The organism is Hyphomicrobium sp., assembly GCF_003987855.1.
GTDB lineage: Bacteria > Pseudomonadota > Alphaproteobacteria > Rhizobiales > Hyphomicrobiaceae > Hyphomicrobium_B.
On record NZ_RXIZ01000004.1, the window covers coordinates 162,077 to 185,041 of the forward strand.

Below are 22,965 nucleotides of genomic sequence, written 5' to 3' on the forward strand. Positions count from 1 at the left end.
GTCTTGAAGTCAACTTGTCGCGGCGGCTGTCGGACATTGACGCTTTGCGCGCGCGCACCTAGGAAGTGCAGACGCGTAATCCCTGGAACTGCTGGCTGTACGAGTGATGGTGGACAACATATCGATCGAAGACGAGTCGAGCGAAGAAGCTCCCAAGGGATCTCGGCGCGCCAATCCCATGGATGTTCACGTCGGCTCCCGCGTCCGCTTACGGCGTATGCTGCTTGGCATGAGCCAGGAAAAGCTAGGTGAGCACCTGGGGCTGACCTTCCAGCAGGTTCAGAAATACGAAAAGGGCGTCAATCGAATCGGCGCCAGCCGTCTCTTCGATCTCGCCAAGGTACTCGGCGTCCCCGTACAATTTTTCTACGATGAAGCCCCGTTGGGCGTGCAAGGCGCCGGCGCAGCGATGCCGGGCTTCGCCGAACAGCCCGACGAGAGCTACGTCGTGGATTTCCTCGGCACGCGCGAAGGCCTTGAGCTGAATAAGGCATTCGCCCGCGTAACCGATCCGAAGGTGCGCCGGTCGATCGTCGATCTCGTCCGCGCCCTGGCCGGGGAAGAAAACTGATCTTTTCAGTTCTGTGACAACGACGGTATTCGTTTGCTTTAGCGGAAGGGTCGCTAGGTCGCGGATCAATTCCGGTATCTGGGCGCGCCGTCGCTTGACCGAATCCAACAAGATTGCGACAAACCGGCGCTTTTCATCGGGCGCGGTGTCGTCGAACCCGCATAAAAATCATCGGCAAACCCGGACCAAGTTTTCCAACATTGGGGGCCAACGTGGCACGCAAGTCCTTCTTATTCACGAGTGAATCGGTCTCCGAGGGTCATCCCGACAAGGTTTGCGACCGGATCTCCGATGAAGTCGTCGACGCTTTCTATCGTGAAGGCACCAAGGAAGGTCTGGACCCTTGGAACATCCGCGCCGCTTGCGAGACGTTGGCAACGACCAACCGAGTGGTGATCGCCGGTGAATCACGCGGCCCAAAAGGCGTCACCGTTGCCGCCATTGAAGACCTGACCCGCAAAGCCATCAAAGACATCGGTTACGAGCAGGAAGGTTTCCATTGGGCCAACTGCAATATCGAAGTCCTTTTGCACTCGCAGTCCGCCGACATCGCTGCGGGCGTCGATGCCAAGCAGCCTAGCAATCAGGAAGAAGGCGCGGGCGACCAGGGGATCATGTTCGGCTACGCCTGCAATGAAACTCCGGAGCTGATGCCGGCACCGATTTTCTATGCTCACAAGATCCTTTTCGATTTGGCCACCGCCCGCAAAGCCAAGCAGGGCGATGCAGCAAAACTTGGCCCCGACGCCAAGAGCCAGGTCACCGTCCGCTACGAGAACGGCAAGCCCGTCGGCGTGACGCAGATCGTTGTTTCCCACCAGCACATCGTTGAAGATCTGAGCTCGCGCCAGGTCCGCGATATCGTCGAGCCGTACGTCCGCAACGCACTTCCCGATGGCTGGATCGGCAAGGATTGCGTCTGGCACATCAATCCGACAGGAAAGTTCTTCATTGGCGGTCCCGATGGCGACACCGGCCTCACCGGACGCAAGATCATCGTCGATACCTACGGCGGCGCAGCTCCTCACGGCGGCGGCGCGTTCTCGGGCAAGGACCCGACCAAGGTCGATCGTTCGGCCGCATACGCGGCGCGTTATCTCGCAAAAAACGTCGTGGCTTCCGGCATAGCTGATCGCTGCACGATTCAGTTGTCGTACGCCATTGGCGTCGCCAAGCCGCTGTCGATCTACGTCGACACCTATGGCACGGGCAAAGTCGATGAAGCGGCCATCGAGAAAGCACTCGGAGACGTGATGGATCTGACCCCGCGCGGAATCCGTAGCCACCTCGATCTCAACAGGCCGATCTACGCGCGCACGTCGGCCTACGGCCATTTCGGGCGTCCCGCAGACAATGAAGGCGGCTTCTCGTGGGAGAAGACGGACCTCGCGCCCAAGATCGTCAAGGCGGTCGCTTGATCTCCCTGCCTATTGCAAACCCGTAGAACGGTCGCGAAAGCGGCCGTTTTCGTTTTAAGAAAACGCTTGATGTCTGAGCGGGACCACGAACTGAGATCTTACGGACGCCGCCGTGGCCGCAAGCCGAGCGCGCGGCAGTCCCAGTTGCTGGTCGAGGATCTTCCTCGCCTCACCTTCGATCCTGCAACGCCGCCTCAAGGCTATAGACAGACCTGGCTTGAGATCGGTTTTGGTGGCGGGGAGCATTTATTATGGCAGGCCCGGCAAAATCCCGACGTCGCTCTTATCGGCTGCGAACCCTTCGAAGACGGAGTCATCAAAGTCCTGACGGCGGTGACCACCGAGGAATTGAAGAATATTCGCCTGCACATGGGTGACGCGCGCGAAATCGTTCGTGCGATTGCGCCGGCCAGCATCGACCGCACCTTCATCCTGTTCCCCGATCCGTGGCCGAAACGCAAACATCGCAAACGACGTCTGGTTAATGCGACCTTGCTTGCGCTGCTCGCCCGTGTAATGCGACCGGGAGCCGAGCTGCGCATCGGGACCGACAGCGGCGACTATGCCCGCACGATGCTTGAGGCGTTCGCGCTTGAGCCGCGCTTCAGATGGACAGCAGCAAGCCCGGAAGACTGGCGCATCCGGCCGGCGGACTGGCCGGAGACCCGCTACGATGCCAAGGCCGTCCGCGAGGGGCGGCCGCGCTATTATTTCCGATTTCTGCGCATCTAGCGGGTGCTAAGCCTTGCGTAAGAGGCGAAACTCGCCTATTTAGCTCTTATTCCAATAACACGACGTACTTGATTGGGTGGACCGAAAGGCCCGCTCCGAACGGACTTTAGGCATAGGAACGCCATTGCAAGAAACGATCGCCAGCGATCAGGCTTCGTCCGCGAGCGAAAGCGCCGATACCGCGCGCTTCATTCGTGAGACCGGTGTTGCGGCCGACATAGCCGCCATCGTCGAGCCCGTGCTTGGCGATCTCGGCTTCCGCCTCGTCCGCGTGAAAATTCAAGGCGACGGTCGCGATCGCATCGTGCAGCTGATGGCGGAACGTCCCGATGGCTCAATCACAGTCGATGACTGCGAGATCATTTCCAAAGGGATCTCCCCTGTTCTCGACGTTGCCGATCCGATTTCCGGGGCTTACCGCCTCGAAGTCTCGTCGCCAGGCATCGACCGTCCCCTGGTGCGCCCGAGCGATTTTGAAGATTGGGCAGGCCACGAGGCAAAGATCGAACTGAAAGAGCCGATTGACGGCCGCAAGCGTTTCAAAGGCGTGCTTGAAGGCTTCGAAGACGGCGAAGTACGCATCAAAGCCGACACCGGAGAGCATGGCGTGCAGCACCTGGGTCTGCCCGTTCACCTGATTTCCGATGCCAAACTCGTTCTCACCGACGAGCTTATTCGCGAAGCACTTCAACGCGCCAAAGAGCGCCATTCCACGCGGCCCGGCGACGGCGCCGAACTCGACGAAGACGATCTGGAGGATTGACCCCATGGCCATGGCAGGCATCAGTGCCAACCGGCTCGAGCTTCTGCAAATCGCAGATGCCGTCGCGCGCGAAAAGACGATCGACAAAAAGATCGTGATCGAAGCGATGGAAGACGCGATCCAGAAGGCCGCCAAGTCGCGCTATGGAGCGGAAAATGACATCCGCTGCGAAATCGATCCGAAGACCGGCGAAGCCAAGCTGACGCGCGTGCTCGCTGTTGTCGAGGAGGTCGAGAACGACGCAACGCAAATCAACGTCGAAGACGCCAAGAAGCGCAATCCGGATGCGAACGTCGGCGATATGATCGCCGAGACGTTGCCGCCTCTCGAGTTTGGCCGTGTCGCCGCTCAGAATGCGAAGCAGGTTATCGTCCAGAAGGTGCGCGAGGCCGAACGCGACCGCCAGTTCTCCGAGTATAAAGACCGCATGGGTGACGTCATCAACGGCACCGTGAAGCGCGTCGAGTACGGTAACGTCATCGTCGATCTGGGCCGCGCGGAAGGCATCATCCGTCGCGATGAAATGATCCCGCGCGAGAACGTTCGCCTTGGCGATCGCATCCGCGCCTATATCTACGAAGTCCGCCGCGAGCAGCGCGGCCCGCAAATCTTCCTGACGCGCGCCCGCCCCGAGTTCATGTCGATGCTCTTCCGCTCGGAAGTGCCCGAAATCTACGATGGCGTCGTCGAGATCAAGTCGGTCGCCCGCGATCCGGGCAGCCGCGCCAAGATCGCGGTTATTTCTAAGGATTCTTCGATCGACCCCGTCGGTGCCTGCGTCGGTATGCGGGGCGCGCGCGTCCAGGCGGTCGTCAACGAACTGCAAGGCGAGAAGGTCGATATCATCCAGTGGAACCCGGATGCCGCGAGCTTCATCGTCAACGCCCTCGCGCCTGCGGAGGTCACGAAGGTCGTTCTCGACGAAGATTCAAACCGCATTGAAGTGGTCGTTCCGGAAGCCCAGCTCTCGCTGGCGATCGGCCGCCGCGGCCAGAACGTCCGCCTCGCGTCACAGCTGACCGGCTGGGACATCGACATTCTCACGGAACAAGAAGAGAGCGAGCGCCGCCAGAAGGAATTCGCCGAGCGCACTCAGCTGCTGATGGATTCGCTCGACGTCGACGAAGTCATTGCGCAGCTTCTCGTTACCGAAGGCTTCGCGACGATCGAAGAAGTCGCTTACGTCGATCTTGCTGAAATCGCCCACATCGAAGGCTTCGACGAGAACACCGCCGAGCAGATCCAGAGCCGCGCCCGGGAGTTCCTGGAGCAGCAGGAAGCCGAGCGCGACGCCAAGCGTCGTGAGTTGGGCGTGGCCGACGACATGGCCGAAATCCCCGGCATGACGACGGCGATGATGGTCGCTCTCGGTGAGAACGGTGTCAAAACCGTCGAAGACTTCGCCGACTGCGCCACCGACGAGCTTGTCGGCTGGACCGAGCGCAAGAAGGAGAAGGACTCCGAGGCCGTCCGTCACAAGGGCTACCTTGACGGTTTCGAGCTGTCGCGCACCGACGTCGAGAACATGATTATGGCCGCCCGCGTTCAGGCGGGCTGGATCAAGGCAGAAGATCTCGAAAAGCCTGCAGAGGGTGAACCTGAAGCAGCCGATGCCGATGGCGTCGGCGCCGAAGGCTAACGGAAATGTTTGGAAAGGCGACCGACGCGCGTGATGGCAAAGCGGCAAGATCAGGCATCGCTGGGGAGCACGGATTCGACATCCGATGCCGCACCCGAGCGCATGTGCGCGGTCACGCGTGAAAGCGGTGACGCTCGCGATCTGATCCGCTTTGTGCTGTCGCCGGACGGGATCGTCGTTCCGGATCTCGAGCGCAAGCTTCCTGGCCGTGGCGTTTGGGTTGGTTGCAGCAGAATGCTTGTTGAAAAGGCCATTCGGACGCAGGCCTTCTCAAAAAGCTTAAAGACTAAGGCTGATGCGCCCGCAGACCTTGCAGAACGCGTCGATAACCTTATCCTTAAGCGGACAACTGGAGCCCTGTCTCTGGCCAACAAGGCTGGGCTTGCAGTGGCTGGTTTCGAAAAGGTTTTCGCCGCTCTCGAAAAGGGACCGGTGCGTGTCGTTCTCCACGGCGCTGATGCAGCGGCCGACGGGCGATCGAAAATTGATCGAAAATACAAGGCAATTCAAGCCGACCGGGGCCAACCGGCCGCAATCGTCGATGTTCTGACGATTGCGCAAATGAGCTTGGCCATTGGGCGCGGAAGTGTGGTACATGCTGCGCTCACACCCGGAGGACTGTCGGATCGGTTTCTGGAGGAAGCGGAGCGTCTTGCGCGCTACCGGCACTCCACTATTGAAGCCGCCCCTGGTGGCGGCGAACGAATTTCTGATTTTCTAGCTGAAGGCTAACGGATAACGCATGACGGATTCGAACGACCAGACCGATAAGACCATCCGGGTCGGAGCGCGAAAGCCGCTATCGCTGCAGCGTACGGTCGAGTCTGGCCACGTGAGGCAGAATTTCAGCCACGGACGGTCCAAGTCCGTCGTCGTCGAGAAGAAGAAGACGCGTAGACTTGGGAACGAAGGCGACGCCCCACCTGCCGCCGCAACCCCGGTAACGGTCGAGAAGACACCACAGCCCTCTCGCATTCCGCCGCCGCCGCAGAACCAATCCTCAAGCTCGGATCGCTCCGCCGGTCGCGTTCTCTCCAACGAGGAGCGCGCCGCCCGCGAGCGCGCGCTCGCCGCTGCCCGTGCTGAGGATACGACGCGCACGCCAGAACCTGAGCCTGTGCGTTTCGAGCCGATCGCACGACCGCCTGAGCCGCAACCGCGCGCCGAGGAAAAATCCCGCGTTGAACAGGCCGCGCCGGCTCCAGCCGCACAAGCAGCGCCCGCCGCCCAAGCGCCGGCATCAGCAGCAGCCCCGGCGGTCGCTCCGCAGCCAGCTGCCGCGCCTCCACAGTCGCAGCCAGTATCTCGCGATCGCGATCATGCGCCTCAACGCGAAGGTCGCCGTGACGGCGGCCGCGAAGGTGGGCGCGAAAGTGGCCATGGGTCGCCCGCACGCGGCGACAGTGGCCGGCCATCGTTCCAACGCGGCCCGCGCCCGTCCGGCAACACGGCTTTCATGCCGCGCGAAGCTGGACGTCCCCGGGAAATCGAACTTCCTCTTCCCGCCCGTCGCGGAGCGTCGCCAACTCCCGCTGACTCAACGACCATCGAAAAGCCGAGCCGGCCCGTACGTCCCGCAGTGGCACGTGAGCAGGTCGAGGATGATGACGTCCGCAAGCGTGGTCCCGGTGGCGTCAAAGTTCCGCGCCCGGCCGTAAAGACCCCCGACGACGGCCGCCAGCGTCAGAAGCTGACGATCACCAACTTCGATCGTGAAGCCCAAGTTCGCTCGCTTGCTTCGCTGAAGCGCAAGCGCGAGAAGGAAAAGCTGAAGGCCATGGGCATTCAGCAGCCGCGCGAGAAGATTGCGCGCGAGGTCGTTATTCCTGAGGCCATCACGATTCAGGAACTGTCGAACCGTATGGCCGAGCGCGCCGTCGATCTCATCAAGTACCTGATGCAGCAAGGCGCGATGCATAAGATCACCGATGTCCTCGATGCGGACACCGCCGAGCTGATCGTCCAGGAATTTGGCCACACCTCGAAACGTGTGTCGGAATCGGACGTCGAAATCGGCTTCGTCGGCGATAAGGATGCGGACGATTCTGCGCTGGAATCGCGTGCGCCGGTCGTCACGATCATGGGTCACGTCGACCATGGCAAGACATCGTTGCTCGATGCCATACGTCAGGCGAACGTCGTTTCAGGTGAGGCCGGTGGCATCACGCAGCATATCGGCGCCTATCAGGTGACGGCGAAGGACGGCAGCAAGATCACCTTCATCGACACGCCAGGCCACGAAGCCTTCACGGCTATGCGTGCGCGCGGCGCCAAGGTGACGGACATTGTCGTGCTCGTTGTCGCGGCCGACGACGGCGTCATGCCGCAAACGGTCGAAGCCATCAATCACGCGAAGTCGGCGAATGTGCCGATCATCGTTGCGATCAATAAGATCGACAAGCCGCAAGCCGAACCGAATCGTGTGCGCACTGAACTCCTCTCGCACGAGATTGTCGTGGAAAGCATGGGCGGTGACACGCTCGAGGTTCCGGTTTCGGCTTTGAAGCACACGAACCTCGATAAACTTCTCGAGGCGATCCACCTGCAGGCCGAAATCCTCGACCTCAAGGCCAATCCGGTCCGCACAGCTGAAGGCGTCGTCATCGAAGCCAAACTGGAACGGGGCCGTGGTCCGGTGGGCACTGTGCTCGTCCAACGCGGCACGCTGCACGTCGGCGATATCATCGTGGCCGGCATGGCCTGGGGTCGGGTCCGCGCCCTGCTCGATGATCGCGGAGCCCAAATCCAATCGGCTGGTCCATCAGTTCCCGCCGAAGTCTTGGGCTTTGACTCAGCTCCGGAAGCCGGTGATCAGTTCGCCGTCGTCGAGAATGAAGCACGCGCTCGCGAGCTGACCGATTATCGCGTCAGGAAGCGTCGCGAGACGCTGGGATCCGCCGGCACGAAGAGCACGCTCGAGCAGATGATGCAGCAGCTCAAGGATGCGGGCCGCAAGGAATTCCCGCTTGTCGTCAAAGGCGACGTGCAGGGTTCTGTTGAAGCAATCGCCGGCGCCTTGAAGAAGGTCGGCAACGATGAGGTCGAAGCCCGTCTCGTTCACTCGGGCGTGGGCGGCATCACCGAGTCCGATATCGCTCTTGCAGCCGCTTCGAGAGCTGTTGTGATCGGGTTCAACGTCCGTGCCAACGCCCAGGCCAAACAGGCCGCGGACGCGCAGGGAGTCGAGATCCGCTATTACAACATCATCTACGATCTCGTGGATGAAGTGAAAGCGGCGATGTCCGGCCTTCTTGCGCCGACCAAGCGCGAGGTGTTCCTCGGCTATGCATCGATCAAGCAGGTCTTCAACATTTCGAAGGTCGGCAAGGTCGCCGGTTGCGTCGTCACGGAAGGCAAGGTCGAGCGCGGCGCCAAGGTGCGTCTGCTCCGCGACAACGTCGTGATCCACGAAGGCACGCTTTCGATCCTCAAGCGCTTCAAGGATGACGTGAAGGAAGTTGTCGCCGGTCAGGAATGCGGTATGTCCTTTGCGAACTATCAGGACATCCGAGAGAACGACCAGATCGAATGCTTCCAGGTTGAGACGATCGCTCGTTCGCTCTAATCCATTTGCACATGGCCCTGCGCGACTCTCGCCGCGCAGGGATTTCGTTGCGGTGGGAGTTCCTCCGTCGGCTGAGCCGGCCCCACCCGCAGTAATCAATCGCATGAAAGAGGCCGCGCGCGGTCCCATCCCGCGGCGGAAGAGAAATGGCAAAGAAACCAGCCCATTCGGGCGTCAAGGGCCCGTCGCAACGCATGTTGCGCGTCGGTGAACTCATTCGGCACAAGCTCTCCGAGATGCTATCGCGTGGCGATGTGCACGATGATGTGCTTGCATCGCACGTGATCACCATTCCAGAGGTGCGTCTTTCACCGGACCTGAAATTGGCAACTGTCTACGTCATGCCGCTCGGCGGCAGCGACGTTAAACCGGTCATTGAAGCGCTCACGCGGAACCGGAAATACCTCCGCGCTGAAGTCGCTCACACTCTGAACTTGCGCTACGCACCCGATCTTCGTTTTCGCGAGGATGAAACGTTCGAAGAGGCAACCCGCATCGACCGGCTGCTCGACAGTGACCGGGTTCGTCAGGATACGCAGAAGAAATAAGAGACATGGCACGACGCAAAAAAGGCAACGCCGTTCACGGCTGGCTTATTCTCGACAAGCCGATCAACATGACGTCTACGCAAGCCGTAGGCGCGGTGCGGCGTGCATTCAACGCGCAAAAAGCCGGCCACTCCGGCACGCTTGATCCTCTCGCAACGGGCATCCTGCCGATCGCCCTCGGCGAAGCCACGAAAACGGTTTCGTTCGCGGTCGAGGGTGAGAAAGCCTATCGCTTCACGGTTCGTTGGGGCGCTGAAACCGAAACGGATGATACGGAAGGCGCCGTCAGCAAATCGAGCGACAAGCGTCCTGCCCGCGCCGAGATCGAAGCGCTTCTGCCGCGCTTTCATGGCGAGATCATGCAGGTTCCTCCCGCCTATTCGGCGATCAAAATCGACGGCGCCCGCGCCTACGATCTCGCCCGCGATGGCGAGACGGTCGTTCTCGAGCCGCGACCCGTCGTGATCGAAAGCCTGAAGCTCGTCGATATGCCCGATGAGGCAACGAGCGTCTTCGAGGCGCGATGCGGCAAGGGAACGTATGTCCGCGCGATCGCACGCGACCTCGGCCGCCTGATCGGCTGCTATGGCCATGTCATCGCCCTTCGCCGCACTGAAGTGGGACCATTCGATGAAGCCCGCGCCATCAGCATGGATGCGCTGCTTGCGGCTGCGCAGTCCGACGACCCGGAAGCGATTGCCAAGTTGCTGCTCCCGGTCGAAGCCGCCCTCGCGGATCTACCGGAACTGCTCGTTTCGCAGAGCGACGCCGCAACGCTTGCTCGCGGACAAACGGTCCTCATTCGCGGGCGCGACGCCCCGATCCTGACCGGCCCTGCCTATGCGACTTCGAAGGGCCGTCTGATCGCCCTCGGAGAACTGGCGAAGGGGGCTCTGCACCCCACCCGCGTCTTCAATCTCGGCCCATAGCTGGAGCAGCCAACCAACTATATGAATTTAAACGATAATATACGCTCGAAATCTGCCTCGCCTTTGCAGCGGGTTCGTGTATAAGTAGCGCACCCGCGCGGGCTCGTTCCCGCGCGGCTTTCATTTGCGACCCCGCTGGACGACATCCCGGCTGCGGCCGCGCTATCTCAAACTCCAATTCGAAAGGAGCATTCGATGTCGCAGATTGCACCTCACCGTCGTGAGGCAAAGACCGCTGTTATCAAGGACAACGCGACCAAATCCAACGACACCGGCTCGCCGGAAGTCCAGATCGCCGTGTTGACCCACCGCATCAACGAACTGACCGAACACTTCAAGACCCACAAGAAAGACAATCACTCTCGTCGTGGTCTTCTGAAGATGGTCAGCCAGCGTCGTCAGCTCCTTGACTACGTCAAGGCGAAGGACAACGGCCGCTACCAGAAGATCATCGAGAAGAACGGCATCCGCCGCTAGTCGCGCGCTGAGATCCGCGCTCAAGACAGGACGGCCCTCAATGGCCAGTCACTCTCATCTGATCAAGACGAACAACGTCGGCGCCGCCGTGGCGCCGGCGCCAAGTGTGCTCACTCGGCACGAGGCCGCTTGAGCTGACCGACCGAAAAGAAAAAGCGAAAACGAAAGATCCAACATGTTTGACATCCATCGCGTCGAAATTGACTGGGGTGGCCGCAAGCTGAAGCTCGAAACGGGCCGCTATGCACGCCAGGCCGACGCTGCCGTCTTGGCGCAGTACGGCGACACAACGGTGCTTGCGACCGTCGTCGGCGCCCGCTCGGCGAAACCCGGCATCGACTTCTTCCCCCTTACCGTGAATTACCAGGAACGCACCTACGCTGCCGGCAAGATCCCCGGCGGGTATTTCAAGCGCGAAGGCCGTCCCAGCGAGAAGGAAACGCTGGTATCGCGTCTCATCGACCGCCCGATCCGCCCCCTGTTCGTCGAAGGCTTCAAGAACGAAACGCAGGTCGTAGTAACCGTTCTCTCGCACGACCTTGAAAACGATCCTGACATCCTGGGCATGGTCGCAGCGTCCGCAGCGCTGACCCTTTCGGGACTGCCCTTCCTTGGACCCATCGGCGCGGCTCGCGTTGGTCTCATCGGCGGCGAGTTCGTGCTCAATCCGATGGTCGACGAGATGGCGGAGACGTCGTTGGATCTCGTTGTCGCCGGCACCACCGACGCGGTGATGATGGTCGAATCGGAAGCCAAGGAGCTACCCGAATCGCAAATGCTCGAGGCCGTTATGTTCGGCCACAAGCACATGCAGCCCGTCATTCAGGCGATCATCAAGCTCGCCGAAACGGCAGCAAAAGAGCCTTGGGACATCAAGATCGCCGATAAGGCGAAGTACGCTGCCGATGTCAAAAAGGTCGCGGAAAAGACCCTGAAAGAAGCCTTTTCGACGAAAGAGAAAGGCAAGCGCCAGGATCTCGTCAGCGCCGCGAAGAAGGCCATCACCGAAGGTGTCCAGCTCGCAGAGGATACGCCGGATGAGAAGGTTCTTCTGACAGACGCATTCAAATCACTCGAGATGGACATCATGCGCGGCGACGTCCTCAAGACGAAGCGGCGTATCGATGGCCGCGACTTGAAGACGGTTCGTCCGATCCTCTCGGAAGTGCACGTCCTGCCGCGGACGCACGGTTCGGCGCTGTTCACGCGCGGAGAAACCCAGGCGCTTGTCGTCGCCACGTTGGGTACAGGCGAGGATGAGCAGTTCGTAGACAGCCTCGAAGGCACCAAGAAAGAGCGCTTCCTGCTGCACTATAATTTCCCGCCCTACTCGGTCGGCGAAGTCGGCCGCATGGGCTCGCCCGGCCGCCGCGAAATCGGCCATGGCAAGCTCGCTTGGCGCGCTATCCACCCGATGCTGCCCTCGCAGGAAGAGTTCCCCTATACGCTCCGCGTCGTCTCGGAAATCACCGAGTCGAACGGCTCCTCTTCGATGGCGACGGTCTGCGGCTCTTCGCTGGCTCTGATGGATGCCGGCGTTCCGTTGAAGTCTCCGGTCGCTGGCATCGCGATGGGCTTGATCAAGGAAGGCGACGACTTCGTTGTTCTGTCCGACATTCTCGGCGACGAAGACCATCTGGGCGACATGGACTTCAAGGTGGCAGGCACCGAGAAGGGCGTCACCTCGTTGCAGATGGACATCAAGATCACGGGCATCACCGAGGAGATCATGCGCGTTGCTCTCGAGCAGGCGCACGAAGGCCGTATTCACATTCTCGGCGAAATGTCGAAGGCCCTCACCGGCGCTCGCAGCGAGCTCGGCGAGTTTGCCCCGCGCATCGAAACGATCAAGATCCCGGTCGACAAGATCCGCGAGGTGATCGGTTCGGGCGGCTCCGTCATTCGCGAGATCGTCGCCGAATCCGGCGCCAAGATCGACATCGAGGACGACGGCACCGTGAAGATCGCCTCGGCCAACCGCGAGTCGATCGAGAAGGCTCTGGGGCGCATCCGCGGGATAACCTCGGAACCCGAGATCGGCCATATCTACAAAGGCAAGGTCGTCAAGATCATGGAGTTCGGCGCCTTCGTGAACTTCTTCGGCTCCAAGGACGGCTTGGTTCATATCTCGCAACTGTCGCAAGGCCGGCCTGAAACCGTTGGCGAAGTCGTGAAGGAAGGCCAGGAAGTCTACGTCAAGCTTCTGGGCTTCGACGATCGCGGCAAGACCCGCCTGTCGATGAAGATTGTCGATCAGACGACCGGTCAGGAAATTCCGCGCGCTGAAGGCGAGCCGGAAGAAGTTTTCGAGAGCCGTCCGCCGCGGCGTGAAGGCGGACGTGGCGGCGACCGCGGGCGCGATCGCGGGCCGCGTCGCGAACGAGGCTGATCCGTCCTAACATTCAAAAACGAAAAAGCCGCCGGAACCCGCAGTCCGGCGGCTTTTTTGCCCGCATTCACATGCGTGACCGAGGTACCCGGTCACGCCATGAATGAGAATCAGAACCAGCGGCAGCGGCGAATGCCCCAGCTGTTTGTCCAGCACTTGCGCGCGGTGCATTGAACGCGGCCAACGCCCGGAACGTGCCGATGATAGCCATTGAGGCCACGACGGCATGTCCGATGCCATCCATGTGTCTTTTCAACGCTCGACTGCGCAGCGCCGACGTCCTTGAGCGCGCCGAGCGATCCCGCCGTGGTCGCCATGCCAGCCGACCCGGCCAGCAGCATCCCCGCTGCCAATGTCGCCGCCGCAAATGTCAGTTTCTTGATCATCTGGTTTTCTCCCCTTTGCCCGCCGGCACGTATCGCGATTGACGCTAGCAGCGACCTCTCTTCTGAGACAATGGAAGGATGCGAAAATCCAAACGAAAGCCTTGCAGCGTTGCAGCTACGCTTCAGGCACTCTCGAACGACGGCACGTCCGGCCAGAAAACACGCGCTTTTTCGCTGACATCGCGGTGATCGCCTGTTGTCAGCAACGTGAGCTTGCCGTGCTCACCAGCGTTCAGATAGTTCGCTCGCCGCGCGAGATAATCTTCGAAGCTGTCTGCGACCACTTCGGGCTGGGAAAGTATCCGCGTGAATGGCGGCAAATATTTCCGGAACAGATGTTCGACCAGCGGAAAGTGCGTGCATCCGAGAATAGCGCGGTGCGGCGGCATGTTGCCGGTGTTTGCTAGCATCGACTCGACGCCCTCTCGAACGAGCACGTCGAGCTCACCTTCAGGCCGCTTGTTCTCGATCGCGCCCGCAAGTTCGGAACAGATCTGCTGCACGACCGTGACCTTGGGGCAGCGCTTGCGGATTTCTTCAGGATAGACGCCCGACGCGATGGTCCGTGTCGTGCCGAAGACCGCTATCGTGTCGGTATTGTACTTTTGAGGATATTGCGGTGACGTCACCGCCCAAGGTGTCTGAGTCGCGCCCTCGACCGTCGGAGCGACGATGCCGAGCACATTGTGTGCGCCTGCCCATCTGCTCTGCGGAAGCCAATCCTGCTGAAGCCTCCGCAGCGCCACCGCAGTCGCGGTGTTGCAGCCCAGAAGCGCAAGCTTCGCTCCGCGTGAGAAAAGTTCCTCCACGCAATCTCGCGTGTAGTCGATCACCTCTTCGGACGGCTTATTACCGTAAGGGACGTGCGCGTGATCGGCGATATAAACGAAGTCGACGGTCTGGAAACGCGCGACGAGTGCGCGAAGTACCGTCAGTCCGCCCAGCCCTGAATCAAACACTCCGATCATGGCCGGAGTGTTTGCGGCTTCGAATTGAGATCGTCAACGCCTAAGCCGTGTCACTCCGCAGCAGCCGACGGAGACGCGCTCGGCGCCTTCGGCTTACCTTCGGTGTCCTGCTCCTTGAGGCTCTGGAGCGAGGGCATCGACACGGTATTATAACCGCAGTCGACGAAGTGGACTTCGCCAGTAACAGCGCCCGACAACGGCGAAAGCAGATAAAGCGCCGAGCCCGCGACTTCATCGAGCGTTGGCGTGCGCTGCAGCGGCGAGTGATCGCGCTGGAAGTTAAAGATGACTCGCGCATCCGACACACCCGCCCCCGACAGCGTGCGCATGGGACCAGCAGAGAGCGCGTTGATGCGGACACCCTGAGGACCAAGGTCTGCAGCGAGGTACCGAACCGACGCCTCGAGCGCAGCCTTCGCCACGCCCATGACGTTGTAAGACGGCACCCAGCGCGTCGCGCCACCATAAGACAGCGTGATGAGCGATCCACCGTTCGGCATCAGTGCCGAGGCCCGCTTCGCGATTTCCGTAAACGAGAAGCACGAGATCACCATCGAGTTGATGAAGTTTTCGCGCGTCGTGTCGGCGTAGCGGCCAGCCAGCTCCTTGGGATCCGAGTAGGCGAGAGCGTGCACAACGAAATCGAGCCCACCCCATTCCGATTTGATGCGCTCGAAAACGCGGTCCACACTTGCGAGATCAAGCACGTTGCATTCTTCGATGATTTTCGAGCCGATCGATTCCGCCAAGGGAACGGCACGGCGGCCGAACGCGCCGCCCTGATAGGTGAACGCCAGTTCAGCGCCCTGGCCGTGAAGAACACGCGAGATGCCCCACGCGATCGAACGATCGTTCGCAACGCCCATCACAAGGCCCCGCTTGCCAGCCATGATCGGACCAGGCTTAGCGATATCGAAGTCGGTCATAGGAAGCCTCGTTTTGTCACCAAAGGTACGCCCGCGTACATCAAACCAACCTGCACCGCGCTTGTATACTCTCATCACTCTCAACCGTTCGCCGCTGCGCAGTCCTAGCGGCGACCAGGAAAGCTTCAGTTAATCAGGCATCATGCCGGCAGAATATGAGAGTGGCATTGGTGCCGCCGAATCCGAAGCTGTTCGACATCACACAGTTAAGCTTAGCGTTGTCGATGCGACTGCGAGCGATTGGCACATCGGCGAATGCAGGGTCAAGCTCCTCGATGTTGGCGCTTTCGGCAATAAAGCCGTTGTTCATCATGAGAAGCGAGAAGATCGCCTCCTGAACGCCAATAGCGCCCAGCGAGTGCCCCGTTAACGATTTTGTGGCGGAAATCGCGGGGATTTTGCTCCCGAAGACCGAACGGATGGCTTCGATTTCCTTGACGTCGCCGACGGGCGTCCCGGTACCGTGCGGATTGATATAATCGACCGGCGGCAATCCCTTTCCGTTGAAGCCCTTGAGCGCCAGCCGCATGCAACGCTCGGCGCCTTCGCCCGAGGGAGCGACCATATCAAAGCCGTCGGACGTCGCAGCGTAACCGGTCAGTTCGCCATAGATCTTCGCGCCTCGTGCCTTCGCGCGTTCGAGTTCTTCCAGCACGACGACGCCCGCGCCGCCCGCGATGACAAACCCATCGCGGCTCTTGTCGAAGGGCCGGCTCGCCCGTTCCGGAGTTTCGTTGAAGTGCGTCGACATCGCGCCCATGGCGTCGAATAGGTCGGAAAGCGTCCAGTCGAGCTCTTCGCAACCGCCCGCGAACATGACGTCCTGCTTGCCCCACTGGATCATTTCGGCGGCATTGCCGATGCAGTGGGAACTCGTCGCGCATGCCGACGCGATGGAATAGTTAACGCCCTTGATTTGGAAAGCTGTGGCGAGCGCCGCGGATGGACCTGAGCACATGGCCTTTGGTACTTCGAAGGGCCCGACTTTCTTGGGGCTCCCCGATCGGATCGTCGTTTCCGCCGCATCGACGATGGCGCGCGTCGAGGGGCCTCCAGAGCCGACGATGATGCCGGTGCGCTCATTGACCACGTCCGAGGGTTCAAGCCCTGCATCGCGGATCGCCTGGTCCATCGCGATCCAGTTCCAGCCGACACCTGCGCCCATGAAGCGCTTGGGCTTGCGCGGCACCATGCTCTCCCATTCGAGCTGAGGTGCGCCATGAACTTGGCACTTGAATCCAAGCTCGGCGTATTTCTCGGCGCGAGAAATGCCGGACTTTGCTTCCCTTAATGAAGCCAGAACTTCCTGGGTGCTGTTCCCGATCGAGGACACCACACCCATTCCAGTCACAACTACGCGCCGCATGCGCTCCTTCACTCCTGCGGTTCCTGCCGCCGCTCGCCTGACAAGCCGGGCCTTTTCGAAGAAAAAAGGCTTAAGTGCCTTCGCTCGACTTGAGTAGGACCCTTAAGTCCTTGGCTGTGTATATCACTTCGCCGTCGGCTTTCAGAGTTCCGTCCGCCTCGGCGAGCTTGAGTTTGCGAGCGATCACTCGCTTGATATCTATGACGTATTCGAGATGCCTGACATCCGGCGTCACTTCGCGCGTGAACTTGACTTCGCCGACGCCCGAAGCGCGCCCCTGGCCCGTAAGTCCGAGCCAGCCCAGAAAAAAGCCGGTCAACTGCCACAGCGCATCAAGCCCGAGGCATCCGGGCATGACCGGGTCGCCTTTGAAATGGCAGGCAAACACCCAATCGAGGCGCTCATTCCCCGCGACCTTAAGCTCGGCCACGATCTGACCCTTGCCGTGCGCGCCGCCGGTATCCGAGATGGACGAGATGCGGTCCACCATCAACATTGGCGGCAGAGGTAATTGCGCATTCCCCGGACCGAACAATTCGCCGCGGCCGCAGGCCAGCAGATCATCGAATTCGTAGCTAGAACGGCGTTCCGCCATGTATCCCCTCGTCTCATGGCCGATAGTGTGGTGTTCGTGCACGATTGGCTCCGGCCGTCCAAGTTCCGCGGGTCCTAACACACGGCTAAGCCCGCGCCTAGCGTGGCAAACCCGTGCGTGTAACAGGCCATTTCGCGCCGTCAAAGTCCGATTTTGCCCTAAGTTGCGGGTTTTCGTGCAAGTGACTATACTTCAATCGAGCGCGCGTTGAATCGGACCAGATATCGTCCGCCCAACGTGGGGATCCCAACACTGTTCTGCAAACGGAAATGTCCGAGAAATCTCCGCTAGCTACCGGTTCAGAAGCCACGACGAGCACTTCCGACCTTTTGCGGAAAGCTGGTCTGCGCCCGACGCGTCAACGCATGACGCTTGGCCGCTTGCTGTTTGAGGGCGGCGACCGCCACGTCACCGCGGAGCAGCTTCACGCCGAAGTTGCCGGCTGCGGAGAGCATGTCTCGCTTGCAACAGTTTACAACACGCTGCACCAGTTCAAACGGGCAGGCTTGGTGCGCGAATTGGCGATCGAAGGCTCGAAGGCCTACTTCGACACCAACACGTCCAACCACAATCACTTCCTGCTCGAGCCGAACGGCGTGCTGATGGACATCCCGAGCGATTGCATCTCAGTCGAGGGTTTGCCGGAGCCGCCCGCAGGCATGAAGATCACGCACGTGGACGTCGTCGTTCGACTTGCGAAGATCTGACGCGGCGCCCTCACTTCGCGCTACTTGAACGTCTCACCCTCGTACACACCCCAGAGCTTCTTCTGCTCGACGAAACCGCTGTACTGATCGACCGTCACGCGACACCAGCGTCCGTCGCATGAATGCAGATCGGCGATGACGCCAGCTTCCACCTTCGCCACGACGCCCGAGCGTTCGCTATCGCCGGCCATGATCGGAACGAGGGGCGGCGGAGAACCTGACTTCCGCTCCCAGGGCAATACGAGCCCCGTCCGGCGCCCTGACAGCAGCGATTGCAGGACCCAGCCCGTGGCGCCCTCGGCGTCGCGAACTTGCCGCCACGTCTCGAATTCCTTGATGACCTCTACCGGCAGCCCGGCCCGCCGATAGACCCAGCCGGTCGGATAATCCGTGCCAGGGCCATTCCTGAGGTTCACCCGGTCGGATTTCAAGCTGACGAAGCGTGGCACGGGTAAGCCGCTGCCGGTTACCGCTGGCGCGTCATCGGCCATCCCCGGCTCGATGATTGTCAACCCGAGTACGGCGGCTAGAAAACAAGATGCGGCAAGGCGAATTGAAACCCGTCCAAACAGGCCGCGTTCAATGCTGGTGGCGCTCAAATCAGCCATCTTGGAATGCTGGTAACCCCCGCCCGGCAGGCAACGCCCGCAAAATGTCGCCCAAGGTTCGGGCGACAGCTATTTCATTTCAGGACTTTGTCTTAGCAAAGGCCATCTGATAGACACGGGGCCGCACTTTCTCAAGCGGCCGAATTCAAGAGCCACGCGCGCCGCGTATTTCAAGCAACGGGAAGCGAATGCCGACGTCCCAGAAGAAACCCATTGTCGTTGTCACCCGCAAACTTCCCGACGTCGTCGAGACGCGGATGTGCGAGCTTTTCGATACGCGCCTTAACGTCGATGACAAACCGATGAGCCAGGCACAGCTCGTCGAGGCCATTAAGATCGCCGACGTCCTGGTTCCGACCGTCACCGATCGCATCGACCGCGCTGTATTGACTCAGGCGGGCCCCAACCTGCGCCTCATTGCGAACTTCGGCACCGGAGTCGACAACGTCGATCTCGACACCGCCCGCAACCGAGGCATCCTGGTGACGAATACACCCGGCGTTCTCACCGAAGACACCGCCGACATGACGATGGCGCTGATCCTCGCGGTGCCGCGGCGCCTCGCAGAGGGTGCTGCCTACATGCGCGACCCCGAAAACAAATGGTCCGGCTGGTCGCCGACTTGGATGCTGGGTCACCGCATCTACGGTAAGCGGTTGGGAATCGTGGGCATGGGTCGCATCGGCCAAGCGGTCGCGCGGCGCGCAAAAGCATTCGGCTTGCAGATCCATTATCACAACCGCCGCCGCGTCCTCGAAGAGGTCGAAGAAGAACTCGAGGCCACCTTCTGGGAAAGCCTCGATCAGATGCTGACGCGCATGGATATCGTTTCGGTCAATTGCCCCCACACGCCGGCAACGTTCCACTTGCTGTCCGCGCGTCGGCTGAAGCTTTTGAAACCGTCAGCTTACCTGGTGAACACCGCCCGTGGCGAAGTCGTCGACGAGAACGAGTTGGTTCGACTTCTCGAGTCAGGCTCCATCGCCGGCGCCGGGCTCGACGTCTTCGAACACGAACCCGCAGTGAATCCGCGGCTCCTTGCCTCCGAACGCGTCGTCGCCTTGCCTCACATGAGTTCCGCCACCATCGAAGGTCGCGTGGACATGGGTGAAAAGGTCATCATCAACATCAAGGCCTTCGCCGACGGCCACGCCCCGCCCGATCGCGTTCACCCCGCGATGCTCTAGGAGATATATCCGCGGCAGGATCAGACAGCGCCTGCTGCGAATGCCTCGTTCCAGAGTTGAATGACGATCGCGAGATAGAAGACGAACGTCGCGACATAACCGCTCGCAAGCCAAAATGTTTGGCTCCCTGTCAGCGGCGTCGGCATCTGCTGGGCGTTCACCTTCGCGAACAGAACGCCCGGAGCGATCGCGAGGATGATGATCATCAAAAGGACATCACGAAACACAGCCGCGAGGACCAGTCCAAAGAGCAGCATGGCTCCATGAATGGCGCGCGTCAGGCGGACGGGCAAACGCGCGGTCAAAGCCTGCAGAACGCGTCCACCATCGAGCGGCAGGATCGGAAGCAGATTGAGGCCGTTCACCGCCGCGCTCATCAGCGCGAGATCCGACATGAACTGATCCTGCTGCTGTACCGATAGCCAGACGAACAGGGCCGTCGTGAGCATGCTGGCTGCTGGCCCCATCAGCGCCACGAAGCCACGCACAGCTTCGCTGCTGCCGAAATTCTGGCCGACGGCCACGCCTCCGAAGAACGGGATGAAGTAGATCCCTCGCACAGGAATGCCTACCAAGCGCATGGCGATCACATGTCCAAGTTCGTGCAGCAGCACGACGATGAGCAGCATGACCGCGATCGAGACGTCGAAGATCGCCGCAAAACTCGCGAACGTCAGCGCTCCTGTCAGAAAGGCGTTGCGGACCTGATCGCTCCAGTCGCGACCCCGCCCCGCCCGTGTTTCCGCCGTACGCTTGAGGCTATAGAGGCTGCGCAGCAAGGTGAGCGGCATCAGGAGACGCGTTGAAAATTTGGTGTGGGTGAGCTCGCAGCTCTCGGTGATGATCGATCTCTGATCGTCCCCAGAAACCGCAACCGCGCCGATGTATTCGCTACCGAAATGATAGATCGGATCGCATTCTTCAGGCAGGAGCCGGAGCGTCAATGCCTCGCCCGGCGTTTCCGCAATCACCTGGTAGGCAAATCGGAGGTGCCGGCCACCGTAGATGCAGGTGCCGGTGAAAACACCCGGCCGCTCCGGATCCGGATCCGTGTCGAGTTCCATCGGCGGCGGCCCTTCGAGCTTGATCTTGTTCGCCGAAACGACCGCCCAAATGACCGACTTGGGCGCATCGACCGCACGCGAAATTTGATAGCTACGCCGTGTGATACCCGTCGCGAGGTCGACCGGCACACGCAGCAACTCAGTTATCAGGAAGAAGATATTTTGTAGAATTGTCGGCATTCCCGGCGACCTTGCGATTGACGTATTCGCATATGGCGCAAGGGCGCCGGTTTTTGGGTCACCCGTGTGACAGGTTATTCAGCCGCGCAAGCGGGACCGGCGATGGAACCATGTGCCGAAAGGTCGAGGATGGTCGGTTTGCGTCCCGAAAGCGGATTGTCCGGGTCCCACGAAATGCTCACGTTTTCAAAACGCGCCGCCAGTGCATCGTAGATCAGAAGCCGTCCCGCCAGGCTCTCGCCCAGGCCCAAGATTTCCTTGATCACCTCGGTTGCCTGCAGCGTTCCGACGACGCCGGCGACCGGTCCGAGAACGCCGACTTCTTCGCAGTTGGCGACAAGTCCAGCTGGCGGTGGCTCAGGGAAAATACATCGAAGCGTGGGATACGGATTTCCTTCCGGGTCTCGTTCGTGCGGCTTGAACGTTGAAATGTACCCGTCGAAAGAGCCAAGCGTTGCATAAACCAGAGGTCGCTTCGCGAAGTAACAAGCATCGGCGACGAGATATCGGGTCGCGAAATTGTCTGAGCCGTCAGCAACAACGTCGTAACGCGAAATGAGCGCGAGCGCGTTCGACGCATTGATGCGCTCCGCATGGACTTCGACTTCGACCAAAGGATTGATGCGACGAACGCCGTCCTGGGCGCTTTCGGCTTTAAGCCGGTCAGCATCTTCGGTCCGATGCAGGATCTGACGCTGTAAATTGTCGATCGAGACCCGGTCATCATCGACGACGCCTATCGTGCCGACACCTGCCGCCGCCAGATACGTGATGACCGGCGAGCCAAGCCCGCCGGCGCCGATGACCAATACGCGCGCGGCCTTCAGCTTTTGCTGGCCCGGCGCGCCGACGTCACGCAAGACGAGATGGCGCTTGTACCGCTGCACCTCTTCCGCCGTGAGTGACGCCATCTAGTCCTCGAAGATAGTTAGCTGCGTGGCTGCGGTTCGACGAAGAGTTCGCTGCTATAGTAACGCTCGGCGGATGACGGGGCAAACGTCACGATCGTCTTGCCTGCAAACTCGGGCCTTTCCGCAACCGTAATAGCCGCAGCGACGTTGGCGCCGGTGGAAATGCCGCCCGGAATACCTTCGACCTTTGCAACGGTTCGCGAAACTTCGAACGCAGTATCGCTCGACACGGTCACGACCTCATCGATGAGACCCTTATCGAGGATGCTGGGAATGAACCCGGCGCCGATGCCCTGAATCTTATGCGGGCCGCGCGGCTGCCCTGACAGGATTGCGCTCGTTGTAGGTTCGACGGCAAAAATCTTGAGGCCAGGAATGCGCTTCTTCAGAGCCCTGCCGACACCGGTCAGCGTGCCACCTGTGCCCACACCGATGACGAGTGCGTCCACTTTGCCCTTGGTATCGTTGTAAATCTCTTCCGCGGTCGTCTTTTCGTGCACCAGCGGGTTCGCCGGATTGTCGAACTGCCCGGGAATGACTGCGTCCGGCAGCGTTTTTGCGATCTCTTCCGCGCGCGCGACCGCCGCCGGCATTCCGCCCGGACCTGGCGTCAATTCCAATTCAGCGCCGAGATGCGACAGGATTTTTCGGCGCTCGATCGACATAGTCTCCGGCATCACGAGAATGAGACGGTATCCGCGAGCCGCTGCGACGAACGCCAGACCAATGCCGGTATTTCCCGACGTCGGCTCAATCAGAACCGTCTTGCCCGGCTTGATCCGGCCTTCTGCTTCGAGCACGTCGATCATCGCCACGCCGATGCGATCTTTGACGGAAGACAACGGATTGAAGAATTCCAGCTTGAGCAGGATGTCCGCCTTGAGCTTGGCGGCTTCCTTGATCTTCGACAGGCGTACAAGCGGCGTATGACCGATGGTTTCGGTGATGCTGTCGTAGACACGACCGCGCCCCCAGCTCTTCGTTGCTTCGAGGGTCTTGATCTCAAGCGTCTCTGTCATGGCCTGTCTCGGGGTTG

At 60.6% G+C, this 22,965-nt stretch carries 22 protein-coding genes; 13 read left to right on the plus strand and 9 right to left on the minus strand.

Annotation, left to right across the window (positions count from 1 at the left end; all coding sequences use genetic code 11):
* Positions 1 to 106 precede the first annotated feature (106 nt).
* From EKK30_RS02970 to pnp, 11 genes are all read left to right on the plus strand, one after another.
* Complete coding sequence (locus tag EKK30_RS02970) at positions 107 to 571, plus strand: helix-turn-helix transcriptional regulator (protein ID WP_290980022.1); 465 nt, start codon at positions 107 to 109, stop codon at positions 569 to 571.
* 212 nt (positions 572 to 783) lie between these two features.
* A complete protein-coding gene (metK, locus tag EKK30_RS02975) occupies positions 784 to 1,989 on the plus strand; it encodes a methionine adenosyltransferase (RefSeq protein ID WP_290980024.1) in 1,206 nt (401 codons plus the stop codon).
* A 144-nt stretch (positions 1,990 to 2,133) separates the two neighbouring features.
* Positions 2,134 to 2,721: a tRNA (guanosine(46)-N7)-methyltransferase TrmB gene (gene trmB, locus EKK30_RS02980; protein WP_290980026.1), complete on the plus strand. Its 588-nt coding sequence runs from the start codon at positions 2,134 to 2,136 to the stop codon at positions 2,719 to 2,721.
* Positions 2,722 to 2,845: 124 nt separating this feature from the next.
* Positions 2,846 to 3,484: a ribosome maturation factor RimP gene (rimP, locus tag EKK30_RS02985; RefSeq protein WP_290980029.1), complete on the plus strand. Its 639-nt coding sequence runs from the start codon at positions 2,846 to 2,848 to the stop codon at positions 3,482 to 3,484.
* 4 nt (positions 3,485 to 3,488) lie between these two features.
* Positions 3,489 to 5,123, plus strand: coding sequence for a transcription termination factor NusA (gene nusA / locus EKK30_RS02990; RefSeq protein ID WP_290980032.1), 1,635 nt, complete (start codon positions 3,489 to 3,491; stop codon positions 5,121 to 5,123).
* 33 nt (positions 5,124 to 5,156) lie between these two features.
* On the plus strand, positions 5,157 to 5,855 hold the full coding sequence (locus tag EKK30_RS02995; protein WP_290980035.1) for an RNA-binding protein: 699 nt from the start codon (positions 5,157 to 5,159) through the stop codon (positions 5,853 to 5,855).
* A gap of 10 nt (positions 5,856 to 5,865) precedes the next feature.
* Complete coding sequence (infB, locus tag EKK30_RS03000; RefSeq protein WP_290980038.1) at positions 5,866 to 8,688, plus strand: translation initiation factor IF-2; 2,823 nt, start codon at positions 5,866 to 5,868, stop codon at positions 8,686 to 8,688.
* A 146-nt stretch (positions 8,689 to 8,834) separates the two neighbouring features.
* On the plus strand, positions 8,835 to 9,236 hold the full coding sequence (gene rbfA / locus EKK30_RS03005; RefSeq protein ID WP_290980041.1) for a 30S ribosome-binding factor RbfA: 402 nt from the start codon (positions 8,835 to 8,837) through the stop codon (positions 9,234 to 9,236).
* Positions 9,237 to 9,241: 5 nt separating this feature from the next.
* Positions 9,242 to 10,165 (plus strand): tRNA pseudouridine(55) synthase TruB, encoded by a 924-nt coding sequence (gene truB / locus EKK30_RS03010; protein WP_290980044.1) that lies wholly within the window; start codon positions 9,242 to 9,244, stop codon positions 10,163 to 10,165.
* A 195-nt stretch (positions 10,166 to 10,360) separates the two neighbouring features.
* Entirely contained in the window at positions 10,361 to 10,642 is a 282-nt protein-coding gene (gene rpsO / locus EKK30_RS03015) for a 30S ribosomal protein S15 (RefSeq protein WP_290980047.1), read from the plus strand.
* Between the two features lie 175 nt (positions 10,643 to 10,817).
* On the plus strand, positions 10,818 to 13,031 hold the full coding sequence (gene pnp, locus EKK30_RS03020) for a polyribonucleotide nucleotidyltransferase (RefSeq protein WP_290980050.1): 2,214 nt from the start codon (positions 10,818 to 10,820) through the stop codon (positions 13,029 to 13,031).
* A 110-nt stretch (positions 13,032 to 13,141) separates the two neighbouring features.
* On the opposite strand, the gene EKK30_RS03025 is transcribed toward pnp, so the two are convergent.
* From EKK30_RS03025 to fabA, 5 genes are all read right to left on the minus strand, one after another.
* A complete protein-coding gene (locus EKK30_RS03025) occupies positions 13,142 to 13,417 on the minus strand; it encodes a hypothetical protein (protein WP_290980053.1) in 276 nt (91 codons plus the stop codon).
* A 122-nt stretch (positions 13,418 to 13,539) separates the two neighbouring features.
* Entirely contained in the window at positions 13,540 to 14,385 is an 846-nt protein-coding gene (locus EKK30_RS03030; RefSeq protein ID WP_290980056.1) for an aspartate/glutamate racemase family protein, read from the minus strand.
* 50 nt (positions 14,386 to 14,435) lie between these two features.
* Complete coding sequence (locus EKK30_RS03035; protein WP_290980059.1) at positions 14,436 to 15,311, minus strand: SDR family oxidoreductase; 876 nt, start codon at positions 15,309 to 15,311, stop codon at positions 14,436 to 14,438.
* A 133-nt stretch (positions 15,312 to 15,444) separates the two neighbouring features.
* Positions 15,445 to 16,677 carry a beta-ketoacyl-ACP synthase I gene (fabB, locus tag EKK30_RS03040; RefSeq protein WP_290980062.1) on the minus strand — a complete coding sequence of 411 codons (1,233 nt, stop codon included), beginning with the start codon at positions 16,675 to 16,677 and terminating at the stop codon, positions 15,445 to 15,447.
* Between the two features lie 70 nt (positions 16,678 to 16,747).
* Complete coding sequence (gene fabA, locus EKK30_RS03045; RefSeq protein ID WP_290980065.1) at positions 16,748 to 17,272, minus strand: 3-hydroxyacyl-[acyl-carrier-protein] dehydratase FabA; 525 nt, start codon at positions 17,270 to 17,272, stop codon at positions 16,748 to 16,750.
* A 269-nt stretch (positions 17,273 to 17,541) separates the two neighbouring features.
* On the opposite strand from fabA, the gene irrA reads away from it, so the two are divergent.
* On the plus strand, positions 17,542 to 17,979 hold the full coding sequence (irrA, locus tag EKK30_RS03050; RefSeq protein WP_290980068.1) for an iron response transcriptional regulator IrrA: 438 nt from the start codon (positions 17,542 to 17,544) through the stop codon (positions 17,977 to 17,979).
* 20 nt (positions 17,980 to 17,999) lie between these two features.
* On the opposite strand, the gene EKK30_RS03055 is transcribed toward irrA, so the two are convergent.
* Positions 18,000 to 18,470 carry an SH3 domain-containing protein gene (locus EKK30_RS03055; RefSeq protein ID WP_366927316.1) on the minus strand — a complete coding sequence of 157 codons (471 nt, stop codon included), beginning with the start codon at positions 18,468 to 18,470 and terminating at the stop codon, positions 18,000 to 18,002.
* Positions 18,471 to 18,775: 305 nt separating this feature from the next.
* Here EKK30_RS03055 and EKK30_RS03060 point away from each other — a divergent pair, with 305 nt between their 5' ends.
* The gene (locus EKK30_RS03060) at positions 18,776 to 19,774 is read left to right on the plus strand and encodes a D-glycerate dehydrogenase (protein WP_290980070.1); all 999 of its coding nucleotides are present in this window, start codon (positions 18,776 to 18,778) and stop codon (positions 19,772 to 19,774) included.
* 20 nt (positions 19,775 to 19,794) lie between these two features.
* On the opposite strand, the gene EKK30_RS03065 is transcribed toward EKK30_RS03060, so the two are convergent.
* From EKK30_RS03065 to cysK, 3 genes are all read right to left on the minus strand, one after another.
* Positions 19,795 to 21,018 carry a M50 family metallopeptidase gene (locus tag EKK30_RS03065; RefSeq protein ID WP_290980073.1) on the minus strand — a complete coding sequence of 408 codons (1,224 nt, stop codon included), beginning with the start codon at positions 21,016 to 21,018 and terminating at the stop codon, positions 19,795 to 19,797.
* Between the two features lie 74 nt (positions 21,019 to 21,092).
* Positions 21,093 to 21,929, minus strand: coding sequence for a HesA/MoeB/ThiF family protein (locus EKK30_RS03070; RefSeq protein ID WP_290980076.1), 837 nt, complete (start codon positions 21,927 to 21,929; stop codon positions 21,093 to 21,095).
* A gap of 17 nt (positions 21,930 to 21,946) precedes the next feature.
* On the minus strand, positions 21,947 to 22,948 hold the full coding sequence (gene cysK, locus EKK30_RS03075) for a cysteine synthase A (protein ID WP_290980079.1): 1,002 nt from the start codon (positions 22,946 to 22,948) through the stop codon (positions 21,947 to 21,949).
* Positions 22,949 to 22,965 lie beyond the last annotated feature (17 nt).